Genomic DNA, 21,431 nt, shown 5'->3' on the forward strand with positions numbered 1-21,431 from the left:
GGGGTGGGGGCAGTCGAGGACGGCGTCACCGGGCCACCGGGCGTCGAGCCCGGTCTCCGGATGACTTCGACTGCGGGGAGCACCCGCCGTGTCTTCCTGTCGTTCACGGTTGTACGTTACCTGATGCGCGGGGCCCGGGCATGCCCGGGCTCACGGCTGGGGGGATGCTGAAAAGTCCACCTTCCACCCGGACGGTTCCCTCACCATCCGGACCTCGCCCGACCTTCCCGCCGAGCGCACCACCAAGGTCGCCACGTCGCCCTCCTGCCGGAGCAGCGAAACCTCCTGAACATCCGCCGGCACCGGGACATTCGCGAAGAACAGCGGGAGCGGCTCCGGCTTCACCATGCCCCCGGACGCGTCGCTCACCTGCTGCGCTCGCGTCTTCAGGACCTGCTGGGTCTGTTGTGACAGCCCTGCGTACGCCTTGGGCAGCTCTCCGCGCTGCACGTGCCGGTGGAACGTCTGGTAGGCCCCCACGGGGGTATCCGGCTGCAGCCGGCTGCAACCGCTCAGGGCCAGGAGGGCGAACAGCAGCCAGGTCGTCATCGCGAGCGGGCGCATGGGGCCTCCGATTTAGGTCAAACCGCCGCCGTGGGGAAGCGGGAGGTGTGTCACGCCGCGTGCTGGTGGACGCGATTGCGCCCCGTTCCCTTGGCGGAATACAGGCTCGTGTCCGCCGCGCGCAGCAGGGCCTCCGTGCCCGGCAGGTCGTCCGCGGGCACCGTCGCCACGCCCAGCGACGCGGTCAGCTTCACCTCCTGCGACATTCCGTCCGGCGACTTCCACGTCAGCTCCAGCCGCTCAATCGCCTCGCGCACACGCTCGCACGCCCGCAGCGCGTCCTGGGGGGCCGCCTCCGGCAACAGGGCAATGAACTCCTCGCCGCCGTAGCGGGCCAGCAGGTCCACCTCCCGCAGCGTCGCGCGCGCCGTGTGCGCCACCGCGCGCAGCACCTCGTCCCCGAAGGGGTGGCCGAACGTGTCGTTGATGCGCTTGAAGTGGTCGATGTCCAGCATCACCAGCGACAGGGGAGAGCGGTACCGGCGCGAGCGCATGAACTCCTCGCTCAGCCGCTCCTCGAAGTAGCGCCGGTTGTACAGGCCCGTGAGCGCGTCCGTGCGGCTGAGCGCGAGCAGCTCCTGCCGGCGGCGGTCCAGCTCGCGGTTGGCCCACTCCAGTTCGCGGTTCTTCTCCAGGAGCGCGTCCTGCAACGCCTTGAGCCGCAGCATGGACTTCACGCGCGCGCCCAGCTCCAGCATGTCGAAGGGCTTCACCAGGTAGTCGTCCGCGCCCAGCTCCAGCCCCTCCACCTTGCCCGCCGCCTGCCGGGCCGTCATCAGGATGACGGGGATGAAGCCGAAGCCGCCCTCGCCCGCGTTCGCCTTGACGATGCGGCACACCTCCACGCCGCCCAGGCCCGGCATCTCCACGTCCATCACGATGAGGTCCGGCCGGCCCGCGCGGATGGCGGACAGCGCCTGCGTCCCGTCCAGCGCTTCCTTGAAGACGTAGCCGTGCGGGGCCAGGCCCTCGCGCACGTGGCGGATCTGCGCCGGATCATCGTCCACGATGAGCACGGTGCGCCCGGAGAAGTCGTTGGCGGGTCCGCTCCTGCGCACGCCCTCCGGCATCCGTTTCCTTTCGGCTTCCGGCATGAGGCGCCCACCCCCCAACAGGATGCGGTCGTGGCCCGACGTCGCGAGTGTCCCCTGGGGCGGGAACCCCGTGGGTGGATTCTCCTCCGGGTGGAGGGCGCTGCCAAGGGCCCTTCCGGGCACCCGCGGACACGAGGCCGCCGGGCGTCCAGGGCCAGACAGGTCCAGTGCAGGCTACGGCGCGGATTTCACCAGGCGTGCGCGGTACACGGGCTCTCCGGATGACAGGTAGCGCCGCTCACGGGTGGAGGGCACCTCCTCCGGGTCGTACGGGTGGAACACCCCGGCGCCCAGCGGGTTGTGGAAGCCCGCCGCCTCCAGGATGCCCAGCATGGCCACCCCGCGGTCCTGCACGTCGGTGCGCATGTCGAAGCGGCCACCGGGCTTGAGCAGCCCCAGCATCACCTTCGCGAAATCCGGCTGCACGACGGCCCGCTTGGCGTGCGAGCGCTTCCACCACGGGTCGGGGAACTGCAGGTGGATGACGTCCAGCGACCCGGGCGCGAAGATGCGCGGCACCACGAAGCGCGCGTCGGATTCGACGACGCGCAGGTTCTTCATGCCCGCCTTCTCCGCGCGCATCTGCGTGTCGCGCGCGTACTTCTTGCGCCACTCGAAGGCCACGAAGCGCACGCCGGGGTTGCGGCGGCAGTACTCCAGCGCGTGCCCACCCGCCCCGGAGCCGATCTCCAGCTCCAGCGGCCCCGTGAAGCCGAACTCCGCGTCCCAGTCCGGGGGCGCTTCCAGGGGGACGAACTTGAGGCCGACCGGTTCAGGGAGCAGGGCAGGGCGCATGGCGGGAACGGGGGCCTCTAACCATGGAGCCGCGTGGGTTGGCCAGGGCAAAAGCGCGCGGGGTGGTATAGGGAAGGGCCATGAAGGTCTTCCAGTCCGTGTCCGAGGCGGGCCGCCAGCTTCAGGGGCAGGCCCTCGCGCTGGGCAACTTCGACGGCGTGCACGTGGGCCACCAGGCCCTCTTCGCAGAAGCGCTTCGCCACGGCCCCGCGAACGCGCTCACCTTCCAGCCCCACCCGGGCAAGGTGCTCCAGCCGGACCTGGCGCCCAAGCTGATTACGCTCCTGCCGCGCAAGCTGGAGCTGCTCGCCGCGTGCGGCCTGTCCCACGGGGTGGTGCAGCCCTTCACCCGCGACTACGCGCGCTCCACGCCGCAGGACTTCGAGGCCGCCCTCTTCGACACGCTGGGCGTGGGCCACGTCGTCGTGGGCAGTGACTACACCTACGGCGCCCAGCGCGCCGGCACCGTCACCACGCTGCGCGACGCCGCGGCGAAGCGGGGCGCCCGGGTGCACGTGGTGCAGCCGGTGAACGTGGACGGCGTCGTCGCGTCCTCGTCGCGGATCCGCGAGTACATCCTGGAGGGCAGGGTGGGCGCGGCCAGGCGCCTGCTCGGCCGCCCGTTCGACCTGGATGGCACGGTGGTGTCCGGCGCGGGCCGGGGGCGCACCATCGGCTTTCCCACCGCCAACGTGGACACGCAGAACGAGCTGCGGCCCGCGCCCGGCGTGTACGCCATCCGCGTGCGCCTCCTGGCGGAAGCGGATGGGCCCTGGCGGCCGGGGGCGGCCAACATCGGCGTGAAGCCCACCTTCGGCGGCACGGAGGTCACCATCGAGGCGCACCTCCTGGACTTCACCGGCGACCTCTACGGCAAGGAGCTGCGGGTGCAGTTCCTGGAGCGGCTGCGGCCCGAGCAACGATTTGGTTCCGCCGCAGAGTTGGTGGGTCAAATCAAGCGCGACGTGGAGGCCGCCCGCACCGTGGTGGCTCGCGGCGACGGGTAGGGTCTGTCGCGCCCTCTGGAAGAGGGCTCCGGACAGCAAGGGAGCACGCCAGGGCGCCTTGACAGGCCGCGCATCGGTTTCCTCTAATCCGGGAGGATCCGTGCCAGGGCTTCAGGCCCCTGTAGCATGGCCTCATTCCCCCCGCGGGTCCCGCTGACAGCCGGGGCTCTGGCTGTTCCCTCCTCACGCTCAAAGAGGCATCCCAGAAATGTCCGGTCGACTCGGTGAATTGCTGGTGCGCGAGAACCTCATCTCCGTCCAGCAACTCCGCAAGGCGCAGGAGGAGCAGCAGAAGAGTGGTGCGCGCATCGGCACGGCGCTCATCAAGACGGGCGCCATCGAGGAGTCGAAGCTCACCGACTTCCTGTCGAAGCAGTACGGCGTGCCGGCGATCAACCTGAAGGACTTCGACATTGATCCGGACATCATCAAGCTCGTGCCCAAGGAAGTGGCCGAGAAGCACCTGGTGATCCCGGTCAACCGCGCAGGGCCCTCGCTCATCGTGGCCATGTGCGACCCGTCCAACATCTTCGCGGTGGACGACCTGAAGTTCCTCACCGGCTACAACATCGAAGCCGTCGTCGCGTCCGAAATCTCCATCCGCGAATCGATTGAGCGCTACTACGCGGAGAAGGGCCCCTCGCTGGAGGACATCGTCGGCGACGTGGGCGACGACATCGAGGTCGCCAAGGAGGAGCAGGAGAACGTGGATGAGATGGCCAAGGCCGCGGATGACGCGCCCGTGGTCAAGCTGGTGAACCTCATCCTCATGGACGCCATCAAGAAGCGCGCGTCCGACATCCACATCGAACCGTACGAGAAGGACTTCCGGGTCCGCTTCCGCATCGACGGCGTGATGTACGAGGTGATGCGCCCGCCCATGAAGCTGCGCAACGCCATCACCAGCCGTCTGAAGATCATGGCGTCGCTGGACATCTCCGAACGGCGCCTGCCGCAGGACGGCCGCATCAAGATCAAGATCGGCGGCGGCAAGGAGATGGACTTCCGCGTGAGCGTGTGCCCCACGCTCTTCGGCGAGAAGGTCGTGATGCGCTTGCTCGACAAGAGCAACCTGCAGCTGGACATGACCAAGCTGGGCTTCGACGCGACGCCCCTGGCCTGGTTCAAGGAGGCCATCGACCGTCCCTACGGCATGGTGCTGGTGACGGGCCCCACGGGTTCCGGCAAGACGACGACGCTGTACTCCGCGCTCTCCAGCCTCAACGACGTGGGCACCAACATCTGCACCGCGGAGGACCCGGTCGAATTCAACTTCGCCGGCATCAACCAGGTGCAGATGCATGAAGACATCGGCCTGAACTTCGCGGCCGGTCTGCGCTCCTTCCTCCGCCAGGACCCCGACATCATCATGATCGGTGAGATCCGCGACTTCGAGACGGCGGAAATCGGCGTGAAGGCGGCGCTCACGGGCCACCTGGTGCTCTCCACGCTGCACACCAACGACGCCCCTGGCACGGTGAGCCGTCTGCTCAACATGGGCATCGAGCCGTTCCTCGTGACGGCGTCGCTCAACCTCATCCTCGCCCAGCGTCTGGCGCGCCGCCTGTGCCCCGCGTGCAAGCGCCCCGCGGAGAAGGTGGACGAGCAGGCCCTCATCGACGCGGGCATCCCGCCGGACAAGATGGGCACCTTCACCATGTACGAGAAGGTCGGCTGCCGCGAGTGCAACGACCGCGGCTACCGCGGCCGCGTGGCCATCTACGAGGTCATGCCCTTCTGGGACGGCCTCAAGGAGCTGGTCATCAACGGCGCCTCCGCCGCGGAGCTCAAGCAGGAGGCCATCCGCCTGGGCATGAGCAGCCTGCGCATGAGCGCGCTCAAGAAGCTCATGGACGGAATGACGACGCTCGAAGAGGTCGTGGGCAACACCGCGCCGGACCGCTTCTAGTCACCCCACCTCCTCTCCACACTACTTCCTCCGACAGGACACGCATCCGTGGCCAACCTGCACCAGCTCCTCAAGGCGATGGTCGAGAAGGGCTCTTCCGACCTCCACATCACCACCGGCTCGCCGCCGCAGCTCCGCGTGGACGGTGAACTCGTCCCGCTCAAGACGGCGCCGCTCACGCCCGTGGAGACCAAGCAGCTCTGCTACTCCATCCTCACGGACGCCCAGAAGCACAAGTTCGAGGAGGAGAACGAGCTGGACCTGTCGTTCGGCGTGAAGGGCCTGTCGCGCTTCCGCGCGAACATCTTCATGCAGCGCGGCGCCGTCGCCGGTGCGTTCCGCACGATTCCCTTCAAGATTTTGACGTTCCAGGAGCTGGGCCTGCCGCCGGTGGTGGCGGAGCTGGTGAAGAAGCCGCGCGGCCTCATCCTGGTGACGGGCCCCACGGGCTCCGGCAAGTCCACCACGCTGGCCTCGATGATCGACAAGATCAACACCGAGCGTCATGAGCACATCATGACCATCGAGGACCCCATCGAGTACCTGCACCCGCACAAGAACTGCCTGGTGAACCAGCGCGAGGTCGGTGCGGACACGCGCAACTTCAAGACGGCCCTCAAGTACATCCTCCGCCAGGACCCGGACATCGTGCTGGTCGGTGAGCTCCGAGACCTGGAGACCATCGAGGCGGCGCTCACCATCGCGGAGACGGGCCACATCTGCTACGCGACGCTGCACACCAACAGCGCGGTGCAGACCATCAACCGCGTGCTGGACGTCTTCCCGCCGTACCAGCAGCCCCAGGTGCGCGCCCAGATGTCCTTCGTGCTGGAGGGCGTGATGAGCCAGGCGCTCGTCTCCAAGGTGGGCGGGCCGGGCCGCGTGCTGGCCCTGGAGGTCATGGTGCCCAACCCCGCCATCCGGAACCTCATCCGCGAGGACAAGGTCCACCAGATCTACTCGTCCATGCAGGTGGGCCAGGCGAAGTACGGCATGCAGACGTTCAACCAGGCGCTGGCCGCCCTTCTGGCGCGCCGGGTCATCTCCCAGGACGAGGCCTTCGGCCGTTCTTCCGACCCGGAGGAGCTGCGCAACATCCTCGCCTCGGGTGGTGGAACGGGCGGAGCCCAGCGGCCGGCCGGGGGAGCGGGTGCCCGTTAGTTTTGGGGCATGAAAATCACAGGTTAGACTCCTCGCCCTCCCCGGAGGTCCCGTCATGGCAGCACCCGCAGTGCAACAGAAGGCGACAGCGTCCAAGAAGAACAGTGCCCAGTTCCTCTGGGAGGCGAAGACCAAGAGCGGGGAGAACAAGAAGGGCGAGATGGAGGCCCCGGACATCGAGGCCGTCAACGCGCGCCTGAAGTCGCTCGGCCTCAACCCCACGAAGGTGCGCAAGAAGGGCGCCCTCGACGGGGCCATCTCCCTGCCCGGCATGGGCGGGGTGACGGGCAAGGACATCCTCATCTTCACCCGTCAGTTCGCGACGATGATCGACGCCGGCCTGCCGCTGGTGCAGTGCTTGGACATCCTCGCCAGCCAGATGGACAACCCCGCCTTCAAGAAGGTGGTGTTCGCCATCAAGAGCAAGGTGGAGCAGGGCAGCACCTTCGCGGACGCGCTGAAGGAGCACCCCAAGATCTTCGACGAGCTCTACGTGCAGCTGTGCGCCGCGGGCGAGGTGGGCGGTATCCTCGACACCATCCTCAACCGGCTCGCCGCCTACCGTGAGAAGAGCGAGAAGCTGAAGGCCAAGGTCAAGAGCGCCATGACCTACCCGTCAGTGGTCATCCTGGTGGCCATTGGCGTGACGGCGCTGCTGCTGCTCAAGGTGACGCCCGTCTTCGAGAAGATGTTCGCGGACTTCAACTCCAAGCTGCCCGCGCCCACGCAGGTGGTCGTGGACATGTCGAAGTTCGCCCAGGCGTACTTCATCCACACCGTGGTCGGCATCGCGGCGGTGGTGTTCTCCTTCACCTGGAGCTACCGCCAGCCCAAGGGCCGCAAGTTCTGGGACAAGGTCTTCCTCAAGATGCCCCTGTTCGGCGACGTGCTCCGCAAGGTGGCCGTGGCGCGCTTCACGCGCACGCTGGGCACGATGATCTCCTCGGGCGTGCCCATCCTGGACGCGCTGGACGTGACGGCGAAGACGGCCGGTAACCGCACGGTGGAAGAGGCCATCTACTACGTGCGCGGGAAGATCGCCGAGGGCAAGAACATCGCGGGCCCGCTGCTGGAGACGAAGGTGTTCCCCTCCATGGTGGTGCAGATGATTGGCGTCGGCGAGGCGACGGGCGCCATGGACACCATGCTCAACAAGATCGCCGACTTCTACGACGACGAGGTGGACACGGCGGTCAGCGCCCTCACCTCGATGATCGAACCGCTCCTCATGGTGTTCCTGGGCGGCGTGGTCGGCGGCTTCCTCATCGCCATGTACCTGCCCATCTTCTCGCTTGCCGGCGCCATCAAGTAGCGCGGGCGGTGGAAGGCTGATGCGCGGCGTGGCCCCCGGGCTGCGCTCGCGTCTGGTGTGGCTGGTGTTGTTCCGCACCGTGGCGGCGAGCCTGTCGCTCGTCGTGACGGTGGTCCGGCTGGCGACCCAGCCCGCGCAGGAGCCCAGCCGCGCGGACTCGCTGTCGTTCGGTGTCATCGCGGCGGCCTACGTCCTCACGGTGGTGACGGGCCTGCGCTTGCGCCGGGGCACCGCGGGGCGCCTGGACGCCGTGGTGCAGGTGGTGGGCGACGTCATCATCGCCACCGGCCTGGTGTTCCTGAGCGGCGGCGCGGAGTCGCCGCTGACGTTCCTCTACAGCCTGGCCGTCATTGGCGCGGCGGTGGTGTTGGATCGGCGTGGCGCGCTGTGGGCCGCGGTCGTGTCCTCGCTGGCCTTCACCGGGCTGCTGCTGGTCATGCGGCTCACCCTGCCGGCGGACGCCCCGACGATGGCGCCCTCGCGGGTGCTCTTCGTGCTGGGCAGCAACGTGCTGGCGCTGGGCCTCATCGCCGTGCTGTCCGGCTACCTGTCGCGCCAGCTGTCCGCCACGGGCGGTGCGCTGTCCCAGAGCGAGGCGGACCTGCGCCGGCTGGGGCGGCTGCAGCAGCTCATCCTGTCCTCCATGCCGTCGGGGCTCGTCACCTGCGACGCCGAGCGGCGCGTCACCTTCCTCAACACCGCGGCCTGCGGCATCCTCCAGGTCACGGACAGCGCGTGCGTGGGCCAGACGCTGGAGAAGCTCCTGCCGGGCGTGTCCGTGCTGGCGCCGCGCGCCACCCGGGGTGAGCTGCGGGTGAAGACGCCCGGGGGCCAGCGGGTGCTGGGGTTGTCCGTGTCGCCCCTGGAGGGCGAGGCGGGCTCGCTGCTCATCGTCTTCCAGGACCTCACGGAGCTGCGGCGCATGGAGGAGGACCTCAAGCGCACGGACCGGCTGGCCAGCCTGGGTGCGCTGTCCGCGCAGCTGGCGCATGAAATCCGCAACCCGCTGGCCGCCATGCGCGGCTCCGCGCAGCTCCTGGCCCAGGACCCGTCCGGTGACGTGGTGGTGACGAAGCTCACCGGCATCCTCACGCGCGAGGCGGACCGGCTGGCGCGGCTGGTGGAGGACTTCCTGCGCTTCGCGCGCCCACCCGAGCCGCAGCGCCGGCCGGTGGCCCTGGACACGCTGCTGTCGGAGACGGTGGACATGCTCCGCGCGGATCCGCTTTCACGCGAAGTGCAACTGGAGGTGCGCCTGGTGGACGCGCTGACGGCGCCGGTGGATCCGGACCAGCTGCGTCAGGTGCTCCTCAACCTGGTGCGCAATGGCATCCAGGCGGCGGGTCCAAAGGGAACCGTCCGGGTGGCGCTGGCGCGCGCGGACAAGGAAGCGCAGATTCGCGTGTGGGACTCGGCGGGAAGCATCACGGAGGAGATGATGGGACACCTGTTCGAGCCGTTCTTCACGACCCGCAACGGTGGCACCGGGCTGGGCCTGTCCACCGCGCACTCCATCATCCACGCGCACGGAGGCACCATCCGCGTGACGTCCAATCCCGCTGAAGGCACCGAGTTCCTCGTGGGGTTGCCCCTGTGACGGCGCCGCTCCCCCATGACGGTGGGTCGCGCGGCCACGTGCTGGTGGTGGACGACGAGCTGTCCATGCGCGAGTACCTGGAGATCCTCCTGGTGAGGGAAGGCTACGCCGTGACGAGCGTGCCCTCCGTGGAGAACGCGCGCGCCATGTTGGAGAAGGACCAGGTGGACCTGGTCATCTCCGACATGAAGCTGGGCTCGGGCAGCGGCCTGGACGTGCTGCGTACGGCGCGCTCGCGCAAGGAGCCGCCGGAGGTGGTGCTCATCACCGCCTTCGGCACGCCGTCCTCCGCGGTGGAGGCCATGCGCGAGGGCGCCTACGACTACATCTGCAAGCCCTTCGACAACGAGGAACTGCGGCTGCTGGTGCACAAGGCGCTGGAGAAGCGCGCGCTGCGCCAGGAGAACCTCACGCTCAAGTCGCGGCTCCTGCCCGGCCTGGGCGGGTTGCTGGTGGGGACGAGCCCCCGCATGCGCGCCCTGTGGCAGCTGGTGGAGAAGGTGGCCCCGGGCCGCAGCACGGTGCTGGTGACGGGGGAGAGCGGCACCGGCAAGGAGCTGGTGGCGCGCGCCATCCACCTGCGCGGCCAGCGCGCCGCCCAGCCCTTCCTCCCTTTCAACTGCGGCGCCCTCAATGAAGGCGTGCTGGAGAGCGAGCTGTTCGGCCACATGAAGGGGTCCTTCACGGGCGCCACGCATGAGCGGCCGGGCCTGCTGGTGTCCGCGGCCGAGGGCACGGTGATGCTGGACGAGGTGGGCGAGATGCCGCTCGCCACGCAGGTGAAGCTGTTGCGCGTGCTGCAGGAGCGCAAGGTGAAGCCGGTGGGCAGCGCTGCGGAGATTCCCTTCCAGGCGCGCGTCATCGCGGCCACCAACCGCCGGCTGGAGGCGGAGGTGAAGGCGGGCCGCTTCCGCGAGGACCTCTTCTACCGGCTCAACGTCATCACGCTGGAGTTGCCCCCGCTGCGCGAGCGGCCGGAGGACATCCCGCCGCTCGCCACGCACTTCCTGGCGCGGCTGGCGGAGGAGCTGGGCCGGCCGGCCCTGCGCTTCGCGCCGGAGACGCTCGCGTTGATGGAGCGCTATGCGTTCCCGGGCAACGTGCGCCAGCTGCAGAACATGGTGGAGCGCGCGGCCACGCTGTCGGACTCGGAGCTGCTGGGGCCGGGGACGCTGCCGCCCGCGGTGCGCGGTGAGTCGGAGCCCCTGAGCCGCCCGGGCGACAGCGGCGAGCCTTCGCTGGGCTCGGGCTTCAACCTGGAGCGCCACCTGGACGAAAGCGAGCGGCGGCACCTGCTGGCCGCGCTCAAGCAGTCCCAGGGCGTGAAGACGCGCGCCGCGGAGCTGCTGGGCCTGTCCTTCCGCTCCTTCCGCTACCGGTTGGCGAAGCACGGCCTCACGGATGAGCTGGACGAGCCGGGCGGGTCCCGTGTCGGTTGAGGAGGGCCCCGGGACGGTGCCTGCTGGCGCTGGCCGCCCGTGGGGCGCGGTGGGCGCGCTCGTCGGGACGGGGCTGGCCCTGCTGGGACTCTGGGCCTGGTTCTCGCCGGAGTACCTGACGGTCCGCGGCTTCCCCGTGGACGACGCGTGGATCCACGCCGTGTACGCCCGCGCCTTCGCGAGCGGCGCGGGGCTCAGCTACAACCCGGGCGTCCCGGCCACCGGAGAGACCTCCCCCTTGTGGGCCGTGGTGCTCGCGCCCGCGCACCTGCTGTCCGCTGACGTGGCGACGCGCGTGCTGCTGGTGAAGCTCACCGGCTTCGTCCTCCACCTGCTCTCCTGCGTGGCCGCGTTCCTCGCGCTGCGCCGGGCCAGCGTGGCCTGGGCGCTGGGCGGCGCGCTGGCGGTCCTGGTGCATCCGGACCTGGTGGCGGCCAGCGTCAGCGGGATGGAGGTCCCCCTGGCCACCCTGGCCGCGTGGGGGCTGGTGCTCTGCCTGGGGGCGCGCTCGCCGCTGGCGTTCGGGCTCGTCAGCGTGGCCGCGCCGCTCTGCCGCCCGGAGCTGCCCGTGCTCGCGTTCACGCTGCCGGTGCTGCTGCTCGTGCGCGACCGCCGTTCCTGGCAGGCCCCCGTGCCGTACCTCGTCGCCGCGGCGGCGGGGACGTTCGCGTCCTTCGGCTTGCTGTCCTTGTGGAACCTCGCGGCGTCGGGCCGGCCGCTGACCGCCACGTTCTACGCGAAAGTGGGCTCGGGCGGCCCGAGCCTCTGGATGGCGCAGGCGTTGGGCTTCGGGGAGCTGCTTCCGGGGCTCACCTTCACCGTGTTGCCGGTGCTGGTCGTGCTGGCGGTGCTCGCCATCGTGGAGCTCATGCGCGCGGAGGTTTCAGCACCTTCGCGGCTGGCCGCCGCCGCCGCCGTATCCGGGCTCCTCTTCTGCGCGGTGTCCTTCAAGCTCATCCCGCCCATCGACCCTTCCGTCTTCTACCACCAGCGCTACGCGCTGCCCGCGCTGCCCCTGCTCATCGCGCCCTTCCTGGTGCTGGGAGGAGGGTGGCTCCAGACGCGCGTTCCGTCCCTGGGGCGCCCGGCGGTGGCGGCCCTGGCCCTGCTTCCGGCGCTGGCCTGTGCCCTGGGGCTGCCGCCCCGCCTGGAGCGGCTGACCAACGACGCCCACAACATCGACGATACGCAGGTGGCGCTGGGCCGCGCCCTGGCGAGCGCTCCGCCCGAGGCCGTGGTCTGGGTGACGGATGCCGGAGCGGTGCGCTACTTCGGCCAGGCCTTCGTGGTGGACACGCTGGGACTCAACACGCCCGGCATGCTGGGCCCGGATGCGCAGGGCTACCTGGATGCGCACCCGCCCACGTACCTGGAGGTCGTGCCCCTGTGGTCGGGGCTCCGCTCCGACGCCAGCCGTCCCTGGCCCCCGCCGCGCGTGTTCCAGCCCTCCACGCCCTACACGGTGACGCGCTTCGCGGCCATGCAGCGTCACGCCCTGTTCTCCTGCGCGGAAGGGACGGGCCTCTACGAAATCCGGGGACGGACCTTCCGCTTCAGGTGCGCATCGTCGGCGCCGCTCGTGGAAGGCGGCCCCTAGTCGGGACAAGGCCGCCGGGCGTCACGGTTTCGGCGTGGGGGCGACCTGCGCGGGAGCGGGCGCTTGGGCGGGAAGGGCGGTCCGGTACAGCCGCCACCGGCCCTCGTGCGTGACGGGCTCCAGCGGGAGGTGCTGGGGCAGGCCGTCGTGCTCACCGTCGGGCAGGCCCACCAGGGCGTATTCGAAGGAGCGGAAGTCCCGCTCCGGCCGGACGGCGCGCGCGTTCCACTCCAGGCCCTGGGTCCAGGGCGGAGCTCGCAGGCGACGGAGGACCACCGGGCTGGGCGCGAACCAGGAGAAGGAGAAGTTGTTGCTCGCCCCGCGCCACACGTACGTCCAGGCGAAGGTCTGCAGGAACGGGCGTCCCTCGATGATCCGGCTTCCCTGCAGGTAGTCGAGCCCGAGGACGCGGGCGCCCTCCGGCACGGCGTCCACGGCGGCCTCCAGCCCGGACAGGTCCTGCTCCTCGAAGGCGCGCCAGACCAGCGTGGTGAAGCCCGTCAGCAGCAGCATGGCCGCCGCGGACCACGCGCGCAGCGCCTTCACGGGAAGCCGGGGCGCGGGGACCGCGAGCACCAGCAGGGCCATGGCGAAGGGCACCCAGCGCTCGGCCATGAGGATGGTGTTCTGGGCCAGGTCGGGCAGCACCAGGGAGAGGGCCAGCATGAACAGGCCCGGAACCACGAGCGCCCAATCCACCAGGCGGCGCAGCTCCTTGCGGTGCTGCCACAGCCCCAATCCCATCCACAGGACGATGAGGATGAAGACGGGCCCTTCCACGGAGTCGCGCATTCCTCCAAAGGCCGCGCTGACGAAGCGCACGGGGGAGATGCGCACCCAGAAGTCGCGCTCGTAGAAGATGGGAGAGTTGAAGCCCCGCTTCGAGAGCTGGGAGAACCACCACAGTGCGAACAGCCCCACGGGCGTCACGGCCGAACCCTGGAGCAGGACGGTCTTCCATCCCGGCCGGGTCCGGGCCCAGTTCAACGCCAGGGTGAACATGCCCATCGCGAACCAGAGGGCGTGGAACCAGTAGAGCAGCGCCGCCCCCAGCAGGAACGGCAACACCCCTCGCGGTGTGGTCGCCCGGGGGGACTGGATGAAGTGCAGCCACACCACGTAGACGGGCCAGCCGGCGAGCAGCGGGGTGAACCCCCAGTACAGCACCTGGCTGAAGAAGAAGAGGGAGCCGAGCACGGCGGCCTCGGGCGAGTGGTTCCGGCGCCAGGCCAGCCAGTGCACCGCCGCGGCGAAGAGCGCCCCCAGCGCCAGCACCGACGCGCTGCCCAACCACCGCGCTGGCAGCGTCAGCCACAGCGGCAGCAGCACCACGTTCGAACCCCAGTAGGGCGTCAGTGGCTGGATGCGGTACGCCCCACTCGGGTCGTGAAGGGCTTCCAGCAGCAACCGGACCTGGCCCAGGTGCTGGGGCAGGTCGCAGAGCGGCGGGATGGTCACGGCCAGACTCGGCAGGGCGACGCCGCACACGCTGAGCAGCAGCAGGAGCAGTCGCGTGCGGAGGGAAGAGGAAGAAGGCGTGTCGCTCATGTGGGTGGCGTCGTCCGCGACAGGACGGGCGGGCTCCCGTCGCCGGGCCACCATACCCGAGCGCTCCGCCGCCGGCAGGGCGTTGCCGGGGACTCACGTCCGGGCGGCTGGCCACCCGCCGCCCGGAAGGGCCCGTGCGTCCATGCCCCCTCGCTCCGGTGCGCCGCCAGGTCCGGACCGGCCGCGGAAGAGGGGCCAGGCATCAAGGCTTGGACGCGCCCGCGCGGGCCGCCGCGGCCTCGTGCTCGACGGCCCGGGCTTCATCTCCGAGCGCATGGTGGGCCCGGGCCAGTGCCTGGAGCACGCCCGGGGTGTCCGGGGACAGGGCCCGCGCCTTCTCCAGCGGGTCCAGCGCCTCCTTCGCGCGGCCCAGGCGGAGCAGCGTCTCGCCCAGGGCCCGCCACGCGTCGGCGCTTCCGGGCGCGAGGGTCGCCGCCTGCCGCAAGGCGCGCGCCGCGGCTTCATCCTCGCCCAGGGCCCGCAGGGCCTCGCCCAGCCGGTAATGGAGGCCGGATTGTTCCGGCATCCCGACGAGCGCGGCCTCCAACAGCTCCCGGGCCCGGGCGGGTTGCCCCGACTTGATCAGGGCCTGGGCCAGGGCCGTCACGGTGGAGGGATGGGTAGGCCGCAGCCTCAGCGCGTGCTCCAGCGCGGGCAGGGCCTCGTCCACGCGTCCTTCGCGCAGCAGGGCTTCCCCCAACTGATAGTGCGGCGTGGGCGCCTCCGGGCTGACCTCCACGGCATTCGCCCACAGGCTCACTTCGTCCTGCCAGACGCCCACCTGGGTCGCGGCGCTCGCGGTGGCCGCCAGCAGCACCGCGCCCGCGACGGCCGTGGGCAAGAGGGCTCCCGGGGATGCGGCCTCGCGGCGCGCCCGGGCGTTCCAGACGCCCCATGCCGCGGCGACGCCCAGACAGAACCCCACGGAAGGCAGATAGTCGTAGCGCTCGGAGACCGCGCTCTCCCCGAGCGCGCGAAGGTGCAGCGCGGGCAGCAGCGGCAGCACCAGCCACGCCAGGCCCAGCCAGGCACCTGGAGCCCGCCGCCGCAGGAGCACCAGCCCGGCCACCACGCCCAGCGCGACCCCCAGGCCCACCCACGCCCGGACTGCCGTGAGCGAGGTGATGGGCTCGAAGGGGTGCAGCACGCTCAGGCCCGAGGGCAGGACGAGCAGCCGCGCATGTTCCGCGAGCAGCGGCAGCGCGTTGAACAGCGCGAGCCCGGGGGGCACCGAAGCCCACCCCGAACTCACCATGGAGAGACCCACGGCGTGCAGCCGCAGCGCCAGGTAGACGGCGCCGGCGAGCACCAGCGGTCCATAGCGCCAGGCCCACTCGCGCTTGCGTTCGGCGGAAGGCGGGGCGCGGTCCATCAGTTCCCAGGCGAGCAGCATGCCGGGCAGCACGGCGGCCACCTCCTTGAAAAGCAGCGCCACGAGCCACAAGCCCGCCCCCGCCACCGCGCGTCCGGGACGCAGCGGCCGGAGGGCCAGGCACGCCAGCATGCCCAGGCCCGCCGTCGTGGCGGCCACGTCCATGACCGCGCTGACCCATGCCACCGCTTCCACGTGCACCGGGTGCACGGCGAAGAGCAGCCCCGCGACCAGGCCGGCTCCTGGACGCGGGTCATCCAGCACGCGCCTGGCCAGGACCCAGACGAGCAGCGACGCGACCGCGTGCAGCACGACGGGCACGAGGTGGTACGCCCAGGGTGACTCACCCGCCACGCCGTGCACGGCCAGCAGCACCACATGGGTCAGCGGCCGATAGAACACGCTGTTCGCGGAGGCGCCGGGAACGAAGCCGAAGAGGGGCTGGGTGAAGGCGTTTCCCAGCGTCGCCGCCGAGCGGATCCACGGGTTGACCTCCACGAGCACGTAGTCGTCGTAGACCAGCCCGCCTGTCAGCGCCGGCGCGTACACCGCGAGCGCCGCGAGCATCACGGCCACGGCCTGGAGGACTCCGCGCGACGGCCCGGCGGCGTGGGAGAGGGGAGGGGCGGAAGGCACGGAAGGGGTCACGAAGGATGCTCCCACGGAGGGTGGGGGTACGATATCCGATGCCCCGGATCCCCGAGGGGATCCGCACCTGGCAGGCCAGCAGGCGTGGGGCGCGGGTGCCCGGAGGATGACCCACCGGCCCCGCGGCCAGGGGCGGGAGCGGAGTGGGACGGTGGTAGGGTCCACGCCCTTTCGACCCATGGCCTCCACTCCCTTCCACGGTCCGCCGCCGCGCGCCTCCCTCCAGCTTCTCTGGGTGGTCCTCGCGGCGTTGCTCGTCCACGCCCCTGCGCTCGCCAACGGCTTCGTCTACGACGACGTTCCCCTGCTCCTGGAGAACCCCTGGCTGCGCTCCGTGGACGGGCTTCGCGCCGCGTTCAGCCACTCCCTCTTCGGCTTCGTCAACGACGGCGCGGACGAGGGGCTGGGCTCGGGATACTACCGGCCGCTCGCGCACGTGACGTTCTGGCTGCTGCGGGCCGTCTTCGGGACCGCTCCCTGGGGCTACCACCTGCTGCTGCTCCTGGCGCACGCGGCCACGTCCGTCCTGGTGTGGCGGCTGCTCCGGACCTGCCTGCGCGGCGAGGGCAGGGAGGACGTGACCGGGTGGGCGGCCTTCGCGGGAGCGCTCCTCTTCGCCCTGCATCCGGTCCATACGGAGGCGGTGGTGTGGGTGAGTGGCTGGATGGACCTGAGCGCCTGCCTCGCGCTGTTGATCACGGCGCGGTTGCTCGTGCCGGGCCCCGTGTCCACGTCGCGCGCTTGGCTGGCCGCACTGGCGTGGCTTGGGGGGTTGCTCCTCAAGGAGACGGCCATCGTGCTGCCGGTGCTGCTCGAGGTCCTTGAGTGGAGCACGGGCACGGCGCCAGTGGGGTTCAGGGAGCGGCTGCGGCGTCATGGCCCCCTGGCCGTGGCGCTGGCGGTGTACGCCACCGTCCGGCTGAGCGCGCTGGGGCTGGCCGCGCCCGCGGATCCGCGGCGGCTGTCGAATGTCGGCGCGAGCCTGGCGGACGCCCTGGCGCTGGTGACGCGGTTGGGCGGCAAGCTCCTCTGGCCGCACCCGCTGGTGGCGGCGCCTCCCGCGTCATGGGTGCGCTCACCCTGGGAGCCCGCGGTGCTTCTGGGGGGAGTGTGCGTCGTGGGCTTCCTGGTGCTGCTGGGCCAGGCGGTGCGAAGGCGCCAGGGCGCTGTCGTGACGGGGCTGTCCTGGCTGGCCGTGCCCCTGCTGCCCGTCCTGGCCCTCCAGGCGCGCGGAGTGGAGGCCTACGCGGAGCGCTACCTCTACCTGCCCTCGGTGGGGTTCGTGCTGCTCGTGGCGGTGGGGCTCCGGGCCCTGCTCGCGCGCTGGCCCACGAGCGCTCGCGCGCTGACGCTCGCTTCCGGTGGGGTGCTGGCGGCCTTCGCCCTGCTGACGGTCCTGCGCATCCCCGTGTGGCACGACGAGGTGTCCCTGTGGGAGACGACGGTGGAGCAGGTCCCCGAGCGTCCATCCGCCCATGCGTGGCTGGGGGCCGCGTACCTGCACGTGCGGCGCGCGCCCGAGGCCGTGCCCCACCTGGAGACCGCCGCGGCGGCGCTGCCCGGCAACTACCGCGTGCGCAGCGACCTGGCCGTCGCATACGCGATGACGGGGCGCTTCGAGGACGCCGTGCGCCAACTGGAGGTGGCCATCCGGCTCAAGCCCGGGAGCGCCACCCCGCGCCACAACCTGGGCCTGACGCTGCGCCGGGCCAAACGGCTCGAGGCGGCGGTGGCGAGCTTCCGGGAGGCCCTCCAACTGGAGCCCGGCCGCGCGGACTCGCACCTGGAGCTGGGCCGCACGCTGTTGCAACTGGGCCGGGCCCGCGAGGCCGAGGCAGCCCTGACGGAAGCGCTCCGCCTCAAGCCGGACCTGGAGGCCGCGCGCCGCGCGCTGGCGGCGGCCCGGTCCGCGCCGTCCACCGCGCAGCCCGGGCCGTGAGCCTCTAGCGGAAGTCGCGCCGCTCGAAGATGAACATGGCCAGCGCGGTGAAGACGGCGGCCCACGCCAGCCCGTAGCCCATCGAGGACAGCAGGGTGGTCGCGTCGACGGGCAGCGCATACGTGGCCTGGGGCTTGAAGTTCATCCGCTCCAGGTTGGGCAGCATGTAGAAGATGGCGCGGCCCATCCAGCGGACCAGCTGGCTCTCCGAGTAGCTGGAGATCTCATACAGGTCCCCCGCCAGGTGCCCGGCGAAGTACAGGCCCGTCGTGCAGATGGAGGACACCGCGGGGCCGCAGAAGCTGGAGAAGAGGATGCCCGCGCTGCTGAGCACGAGCAACTCGAACCACATCGCCCCGGCCGCCACCAGGTGGGTGGAGTGGATGGGGGTGCGGAACAGAACGAGCTGGCTCAGGAAGATGAGCGTCATCGCCACCAGCACCACGCCCAGCGTCAGCATGGTGCCCGCCAGGCGCGCCAGGAGGAACTGCGTGCGCGATACCGGCTTGCTCACCATGAGGAAGATGGTGCGCCGTTCAATCTCCCGGCTCAGCAGGCCACACGACAGGAAGATGGCGAGGAAGGCCAGGATGAGGCTCATCATCCCCAAGCCGAAGTCGGTCAACACGCGGTCGAAGGTGCTGACCGTCACCTCCGTCACCAGCGTGGAGGACAACAGGACGATGACCGCGAACACGCCCACCACCACCGTCACGCGGTTGCGGCGCGCCTCGCGAAAGCCGTTCCACATCATCGCGGTGAACGCGCTCACGTGTTGATCTCCCCGCCCACGCTCGTCGTGCGGCCCGAGTGCTTCAGTGCGTCCATGAACAGCTGCTCCAGCGAGAACCGCGCGGGCTGGATGCGGTTCACCCGCCCGCCCGCGCCCAGCACTCCGCCCAGGAGCCGCTGGCTGTCCGCGTCCGACACCTGCAGGAGCACGCGCCCGTCCAGGGCCTGCGCGGACTCCAGCACCACGCCCAGCGCCTTCACCTTCTCCAGGGGCAGGTTCTCCACCACCATCTCCACGGTGGGCACCTGCGCGGACACCAGCTCCTGCACGCTGCCCTCGCGCACGCGCCGCCCGCCCACCAGCACCGCCAGGCGGTCACACAGGGCCTCCACGTCCGGGATGATGTGGCTGCAGAACAGCACCGTCGTGCCGTGGTCCCTCTCGGCGAGGATGAGGTCGCGCATCTGCCGGCGGCCCAGGGGATCCAGGCCGCTCGTCGGCTCGTCCAGGATGAGCAGCTTCGGCCGTCCCACCAGCGCCTGCGCCAGCGCCACGCGCTGCACCATGCCCTTGGAGTAGCGGCGAATCTGCAGCTTCTCCGCGCCCGCCATCTCCACCGCGCCCAGCACCTCCGTCACCCGCCGGTCCAGGTCCTGGCCGCTCAGGCCGGACAGCTGCCCCGCCAGCGTCACGAACTCCCGCCCGGTGAGATACTCGTAGGGCGCCGGGTTCTCCGGCAGGAAGCCCACCAGCCGCCGGGTGGCCGCATGGTCCACTGGCTGCCCATACAGGAGCGCGGTGCCGCCGCTGGGCCGCACCAGGTTCATCAGGATCTTGATGGTGGTGGACTTGCCCGCGCCGTTGGGGCCGAGCAGGCCGTAGATCTGTCCGGGGCCCACCTGGAGATCCAGGCCCTGAAGTGCCCGCACGGTGCGGTTGAGCCAGAAGCCGACCTTGTACGTCTTGGACAGCCCCTGGGCCTGGATGGGAAGGGCTTCAGGGTGTGGTGTCTGCATTGGGACTCGTGCCCTCCGGGCGAGCGTTGGGACGGATGCGTTTTCCGTCGGGCGTGCGCTCATCGTGGATGACCTGCAAGCGGAACTCGGAGGCGGAGGAGTACACCCGGCCGTCGTCGCCAATGAAGAAGCGGCCGCCCAACGGATCCGCTGGCAGCCGGGTCATTCCCCCATCCTTCACCAGCGCTTCCACGGTGGTGGGAGCGCGGCCGTGCCGTTCGCGGTAGCGCGCCACCTCCGCGTCCAACTGCTGGAGCACGCGCTCCTGGAGGATCTCCCGGACGCGGCGGTCATAGGTCTGGCGCGTCTCTTCGTCCTCGGCGCCGTCTCGCATCATCACCGCCAGGGACAGGCCCGTGTCGAAATCGCCGGCCTGGGCATACAGCCGCGTGGCCAGCGCCGAGTACCAGGCCGGCGCATCCCTCCGGCGCGACAGCTCCGTGATGATGTCCGCCGCTTCCTTGTACTCGCGGTGGAAGAACATCAGGTTGTAGGCAAGCTGGAACCACGTGCGCGAGTCCTCCGGCACGTTCCGGGCCCCCTTGCGCAGCAGCTTCGTGGACTCCTCCACGTTGGCGTACTGCTCACGTCCCAGGTGGATGGGGATGGTCGTCCCCGCGAACCAGTAGACCGTCGCGAACTTGGGATCCAGGTCCGTCGCCAGGTCCGCGTAGGCGTAGACGTCCCGGTAGTCCGTAGGGGTCTTGGATCTGCCGATGCGGTTGAGCGTGAGGATCCAGAAATAGTCGGTCACCAACCCCAGCTGTCCCCGGAAGACGGCGCGCAGCAGCCCGGGGCGCGGCAGGAGCGGCCGGTCGTTCACCCGGAGGGTCGGGACAGGGGGCGCCGCCAGCAACACGACGCAGAGCAGGGCGATGGGAAACAGCAGGACGGGCAGCTTGCGCATGGGGCTCGGAAAAACGAACGGGGCCCCCGGAATCCTCCCGGAGGCCCCGCATGCTGAATCATGCCTCCGCGTTCACGCGGAGGCCAGCGACATCACGGGCAGCTGACATCGTTGTACGCGTTGCCCGGCTCGCCACCGGAGATGGCGTCCTGATCGTTGCCGCAGGCGTCAGCCAGCGTGACGGTGGTGGCGTTGGAGGTGATGCCCCACGTGTCGGCCTCGGGGTCGTTGTCGACGTTACCGAAGGCCGTCGCGTTGAAATCGCAGGAGGGGCAGCTGCCCTCGCCCGGAAGCACGCCCACCTCGGAGAGCGCCATGTTTCCCTCCGGCGCGTTCTTGAAGCGGGCGATGTCCTGGCCGATGCAGCCGTCGGTGTACGCACGCTCAGCAACCGTCGAGGGCGCCTTGCAGCCGGTGGCCAGGCCGTAGCTGTAGCGGTTGCCGGCCTCAGGCGTGAAACCCAGCTTCTTGAAGTTGACGAGGTACGTGTCCTTCTCGCCGAAGTACGCCTTCTGGGCGGTGTACAGGGCCTTCAGGTTGGTCTTCGCCTCCGACTGCTTCGACTTCGCCTGGAAGCGCATGAAGTTCGGGATGGCGATGGCGGCCAGGATGCCGATGATGGCGACCACGATCATCAGCTCGATGAGGGTGAAGCCACCCTTCTTCCGGAAGAGACGGTTCATCATGATTGGGGACTCCGCGGTGGGCAGAGGGGGGTTGAACGACGCGGGAACTCTTAGCACGAAGAGTGCCACGCCGAACAATCCGCCCAACCCCCGGGATTCCCAGGGCA

General features: G+C 70.2%; 17 protein-coding genes. 8 read left to right on the forward strand and 9 right to left on the reverse strand.

From position 1 onward, the window contains the following. Positions 1-150 precede the first annotated feature (150 nt). From D7Y15_RS29185 to D7Y15_RS29195, 3 genes are all read right to left on the reverse strand, one after another. Positions 151-564 carry a hypothetical protein gene (locus tag D7Y15_RS29185; RefSeq protein WP_121754608.1) on the reverse strand — a complete coding sequence of 138 codons (414 nt, stop codon included), beginning with the start codon at positions 562-564 and terminating at the stop codon, positions 151-153. A 50-nt stretch (positions 565-614) separates the two neighbouring features. Then, positions 615-1,622 carry a diguanylate cyclase gene (locus D7Y15_RS29190; RefSeq protein WP_233601537.1) on the reverse strand — a complete coding sequence of 336 codons (1,008 nt, stop codon included), beginning with the start codon at positions 1,620-1,622 and terminating at the stop codon, positions 615-617. Between the two features lie 210 nt (positions 1,623-1,832). Beyond that, positions 1,833-2,453 (reverse strand): tRNA (guanosine(46)-N(7))-methyltransferase TrmB, encoded by a 621-nt coding sequence (locus tag D7Y15_RS29195; RefSeq protein ID WP_120580211.1) that lies wholly within the window; start codon positions 2,451-2,453, stop codon positions 1,833-1,835. 80 nt (positions 2,454-2,533) lie between these two features. On the opposite strand from D7Y15_RS29195, the gene D7Y15_RS29200 reads away from it, so the two are divergent. From D7Y15_RS29200 to D7Y15_RS29230, 7 genes are all read left to right on the forward strand, one after another. Beyond that, positions 2,534-3,460: a bifunctional riboflavin kinase/FAD synthetase gene (locus D7Y15_RS29200; protein ID WP_120580212.1), complete on the forward strand. Its 927-nt coding sequence runs from the start codon at positions 2,534-2,536 to the stop codon at positions 3,458-3,460. A gap of 208 nt (positions 3,461-3,668) precedes the next feature. Then, positions 3,669-5,369, forward strand: a complete 1,701-nt coding sequence (pilB, locus tag D7Y15_RS29205; protein ID WP_120580213.1) for a type IV-A pilus assembly ATPase PilB — start codon at positions 3,669-3,671, stop codon at positions 5,367-5,369. Between the two features lie 48 nt (positions 5,370-5,417). Continuing rightward, the gene (locus D7Y15_RS29210) at positions 5,418-6,530 is read left to right on the forward strand and encodes a type IV pilus twitching motility protein PilT (RefSeq protein ID WP_120580214.1); all 1,113 of its coding nucleotides are present in this window, start codon (positions 5,418-5,420) and stop codon (positions 6,528-6,530) included. Between the two features lie 55 nt (positions 6,531-6,585). Then, the gene (locus D7Y15_RS29215; RefSeq protein ID WP_120580215.1) at positions 6,586-7,842 is read left to right on the forward strand and encodes a type II secretion system F family protein; all 1,257 of its coding nucleotides are present in this window, start codon (positions 6,586-6,588) and stop codon (positions 7,840-7,842) included. Positions 7,843-7,861: 19 nt separating this feature from the next. Beyond that, entirely contained in the window at positions 7,862-9,439 is a 1,578-nt protein-coding gene (locus D7Y15_RS29220) for a nitrogen regulation protein NR(II) (RefSeq protein ID WP_172810170.1), read from the forward strand. 44 nt (positions 9,440-9,483) lie between these two features. Further along, positions 9,484-10,878, forward strand: coding sequence for a sigma-54 dependent transcriptional regulator (locus D7Y15_RS29225; protein ID WP_120580220.1), 1,395 nt, complete (start codon positions 9,484-9,486; stop codon positions 10,876-10,878). Between the two features lie 16 nt (positions 10,879-10,894). Next, positions 10,895-12,475 (forward strand): hypothetical protein, encoded by a 1,581-nt coding sequence (locus D7Y15_RS29230; RefSeq protein WP_126935155.1) that lies wholly within the window; start codon positions 10,895-10,897, stop codon positions 12,473-12,475. Between the two features lie 21 nt (positions 12,476-12,496). On the opposite strand, the gene D7Y15_RS29235 is transcribed toward D7Y15_RS29230, so the two are convergent. Together D7Y15_RS29235 and D7Y15_RS29240 are read right to left on the reverse strand one after the other, a co-directional pair. Continuing rightward, the gene (locus D7Y15_RS29235; RefSeq protein WP_121754610.1) at positions 12,497-14,023 is read right to left on the reverse strand and encodes a hypothetical protein; all 1,527 of its coding nucleotides are present in this window, start codon (positions 14,021-14,023) and stop codon (positions 12,497-12,499) included. Between the two features lie 202 nt (positions 14,024-14,225). Further along, positions 14,226-16,043: a tetratricopeptide repeat protein gene (locus D7Y15_RS29240; protein ID WP_148712896.1), complete on the reverse strand. Its 1,818-nt coding sequence runs from the start codon at positions 16,041-16,043 to the stop codon at positions 14,226-14,228. A 178-nt stretch (positions 16,044-16,221) separates the two neighbouring features. On the opposite strand from D7Y15_RS29240, the gene D7Y15_RS29245 reads away from it, so the two are divergent. Next, a complete protein-coding gene (locus D7Y15_RS29245; protein WP_158629129.1) occupies positions 16,222-17,982 on the forward strand; it encodes a tetratricopeptide repeat protein in 1,761 nt (586 codons plus the stop codon). 4 nt (positions 17,983-17,986) lie between these two features. Here the strand turns inward: D7Y15_RS29245 and D7Y15_RS29250 are convergent, their stop codons facing one another. From D7Y15_RS29250 to D7Y15_RS29265, 4 genes are all read right to left on the reverse strand, one after another. Next, positions 17,987-18,754, reverse strand: coding sequence for an ABC transporter permease (locus D7Y15_RS29250; RefSeq protein WP_121754613.1), 768 nt, complete (start codon positions 18,752-18,754; stop codon positions 17,987-17,989). Continuing rightward, complete coding sequence (locus tag D7Y15_RS29255) at positions 18,751-19,731, reverse strand: ABC transporter ATP-binding protein (RefSeq protein WP_121754614.1); 981 nt, start codon at positions 19,729-19,731, stop codon at positions 18,751-18,753. The genes D7Y15_RS29250 and D7Y15_RS29255 overlap by 4 nt, the downstream gene beginning before the upstream one ends. Next, a complete protein-coding gene (locus D7Y15_RS29260) occupies positions 19,712-20,638 on the reverse strand; it encodes a M48 family metallopeptidase (RefSeq protein WP_121754615.1) in 927 nt (308 codons plus the stop codon). Before D7Y15_RS29260 ends, D7Y15_RS29255 begins: the two co-directional genes overlap by 20 nt. Positions 20,639-20,730: 92 nt before the next feature. Continuing rightward, entirely contained in the window at positions 20,731-21,324 is a 594-nt protein-coding gene (locus D7Y15_RS29265) for a prepilin-type N-terminal cleavage/methylation domain-containing protein (protein ID WP_121754616.1), read from the reverse strand. Positions 21,325-21,431: the final 107 nt, after the last annotated feature.

This window comes from Corallococcus sp. AB030 (assembly GCF_003668965.1).
Taxonomy (GTDB): Bacteria; Myxococcota; Myxococcia; order Myxococcales; family Myxococcaceae; genus Corallococcus; species Corallococcus exiguus.

What these genes read in the sequence shown, in the direction of transcription:
- D7Y15_RS29185 (WP_121754608.1), bottom strand. Translation starts at nt 564, where the DNA reads ATGCGCCCGCTCGCGATGACGACCTGGCTGCTGTTCGCCCTCCTGGCC.
- D7Y15_RS29195 (WP_120580211.1), bottom strand. Translation starts at nt 2,453, where the DNA reads ATGCGCCCTGCCCTGCTCCCTGAACCGGTCGGCCTCAAGTTCGTCCCC.
- D7Y15_RS29200 (WP_120580212.1), top strand. Translation starts at nt 2,534, where the DNA reads ATGAAGGTCTTCCAGTCCGTGTCCGAGGCGGGCCGCCAGCTTCAGGGG.
- pilB (WP_120580213.1), top strand. Translation starts at nt 3,669, where the DNA reads ATGTCCGGTCGACTCGGTGAATTGCTGGTGCGCGAGAACCTCATCTCC.
- D7Y15_RS29215 (WP_120580215.1), top strand. Translation starts at nt 6,586, where the DNA reads ATGGCAGCACCCGCAGTGCAACAGAAGGCGACAGCGTCCAAGAAGAAC.
- D7Y15_RS29220 (WP_172810170.1), top strand. Translation starts at nt 7,862, where the DNA reads ATGCGCGGCGTGGCCCCCGGGCTGCGCTCGCGTCTGGTGTGGCTGGTG.
- D7Y15_RS29235 (WP_121754610.1), bottom strand. Translation starts at nt 14,023, where the DNA reads ATGAGCGACACGCCTTCTTCCTCTTCCCTCCGCACGCGACTGCTCCTG.
- D7Y15_RS29245 (WP_158629129.1), top strand. Translation starts at nt 16,222, where the DNA reads ATGGCCTCCACTCCCTTCCACGGTCCGCCGCCGCGCGCCTCCCTCCAG.
- D7Y15_RS29255 (WP_121754614.1), bottom strand. Translation starts at nt 19,731, where the DNA reads ATGCAGACACCACACCCTGAAGCCCTTCCCATCCAGGCCCAGGGGCTG.
- D7Y15_RS29260 (WP_121754615.1), bottom strand. Translation starts at nt 20,638, where the DNA reads ATGCGCAAGCTGCCCGTCCTGCTGTTTCCCATCGCCCTGCTCTGCGTC.
- D7Y15_RS29265 (WP_121754616.1), bottom strand. Translation starts at nt 21,324, where the DNA reads ATGATGAACCGTCTCTTCCGGAAGAAGGGTGGCTTCACCCTCATCGAG.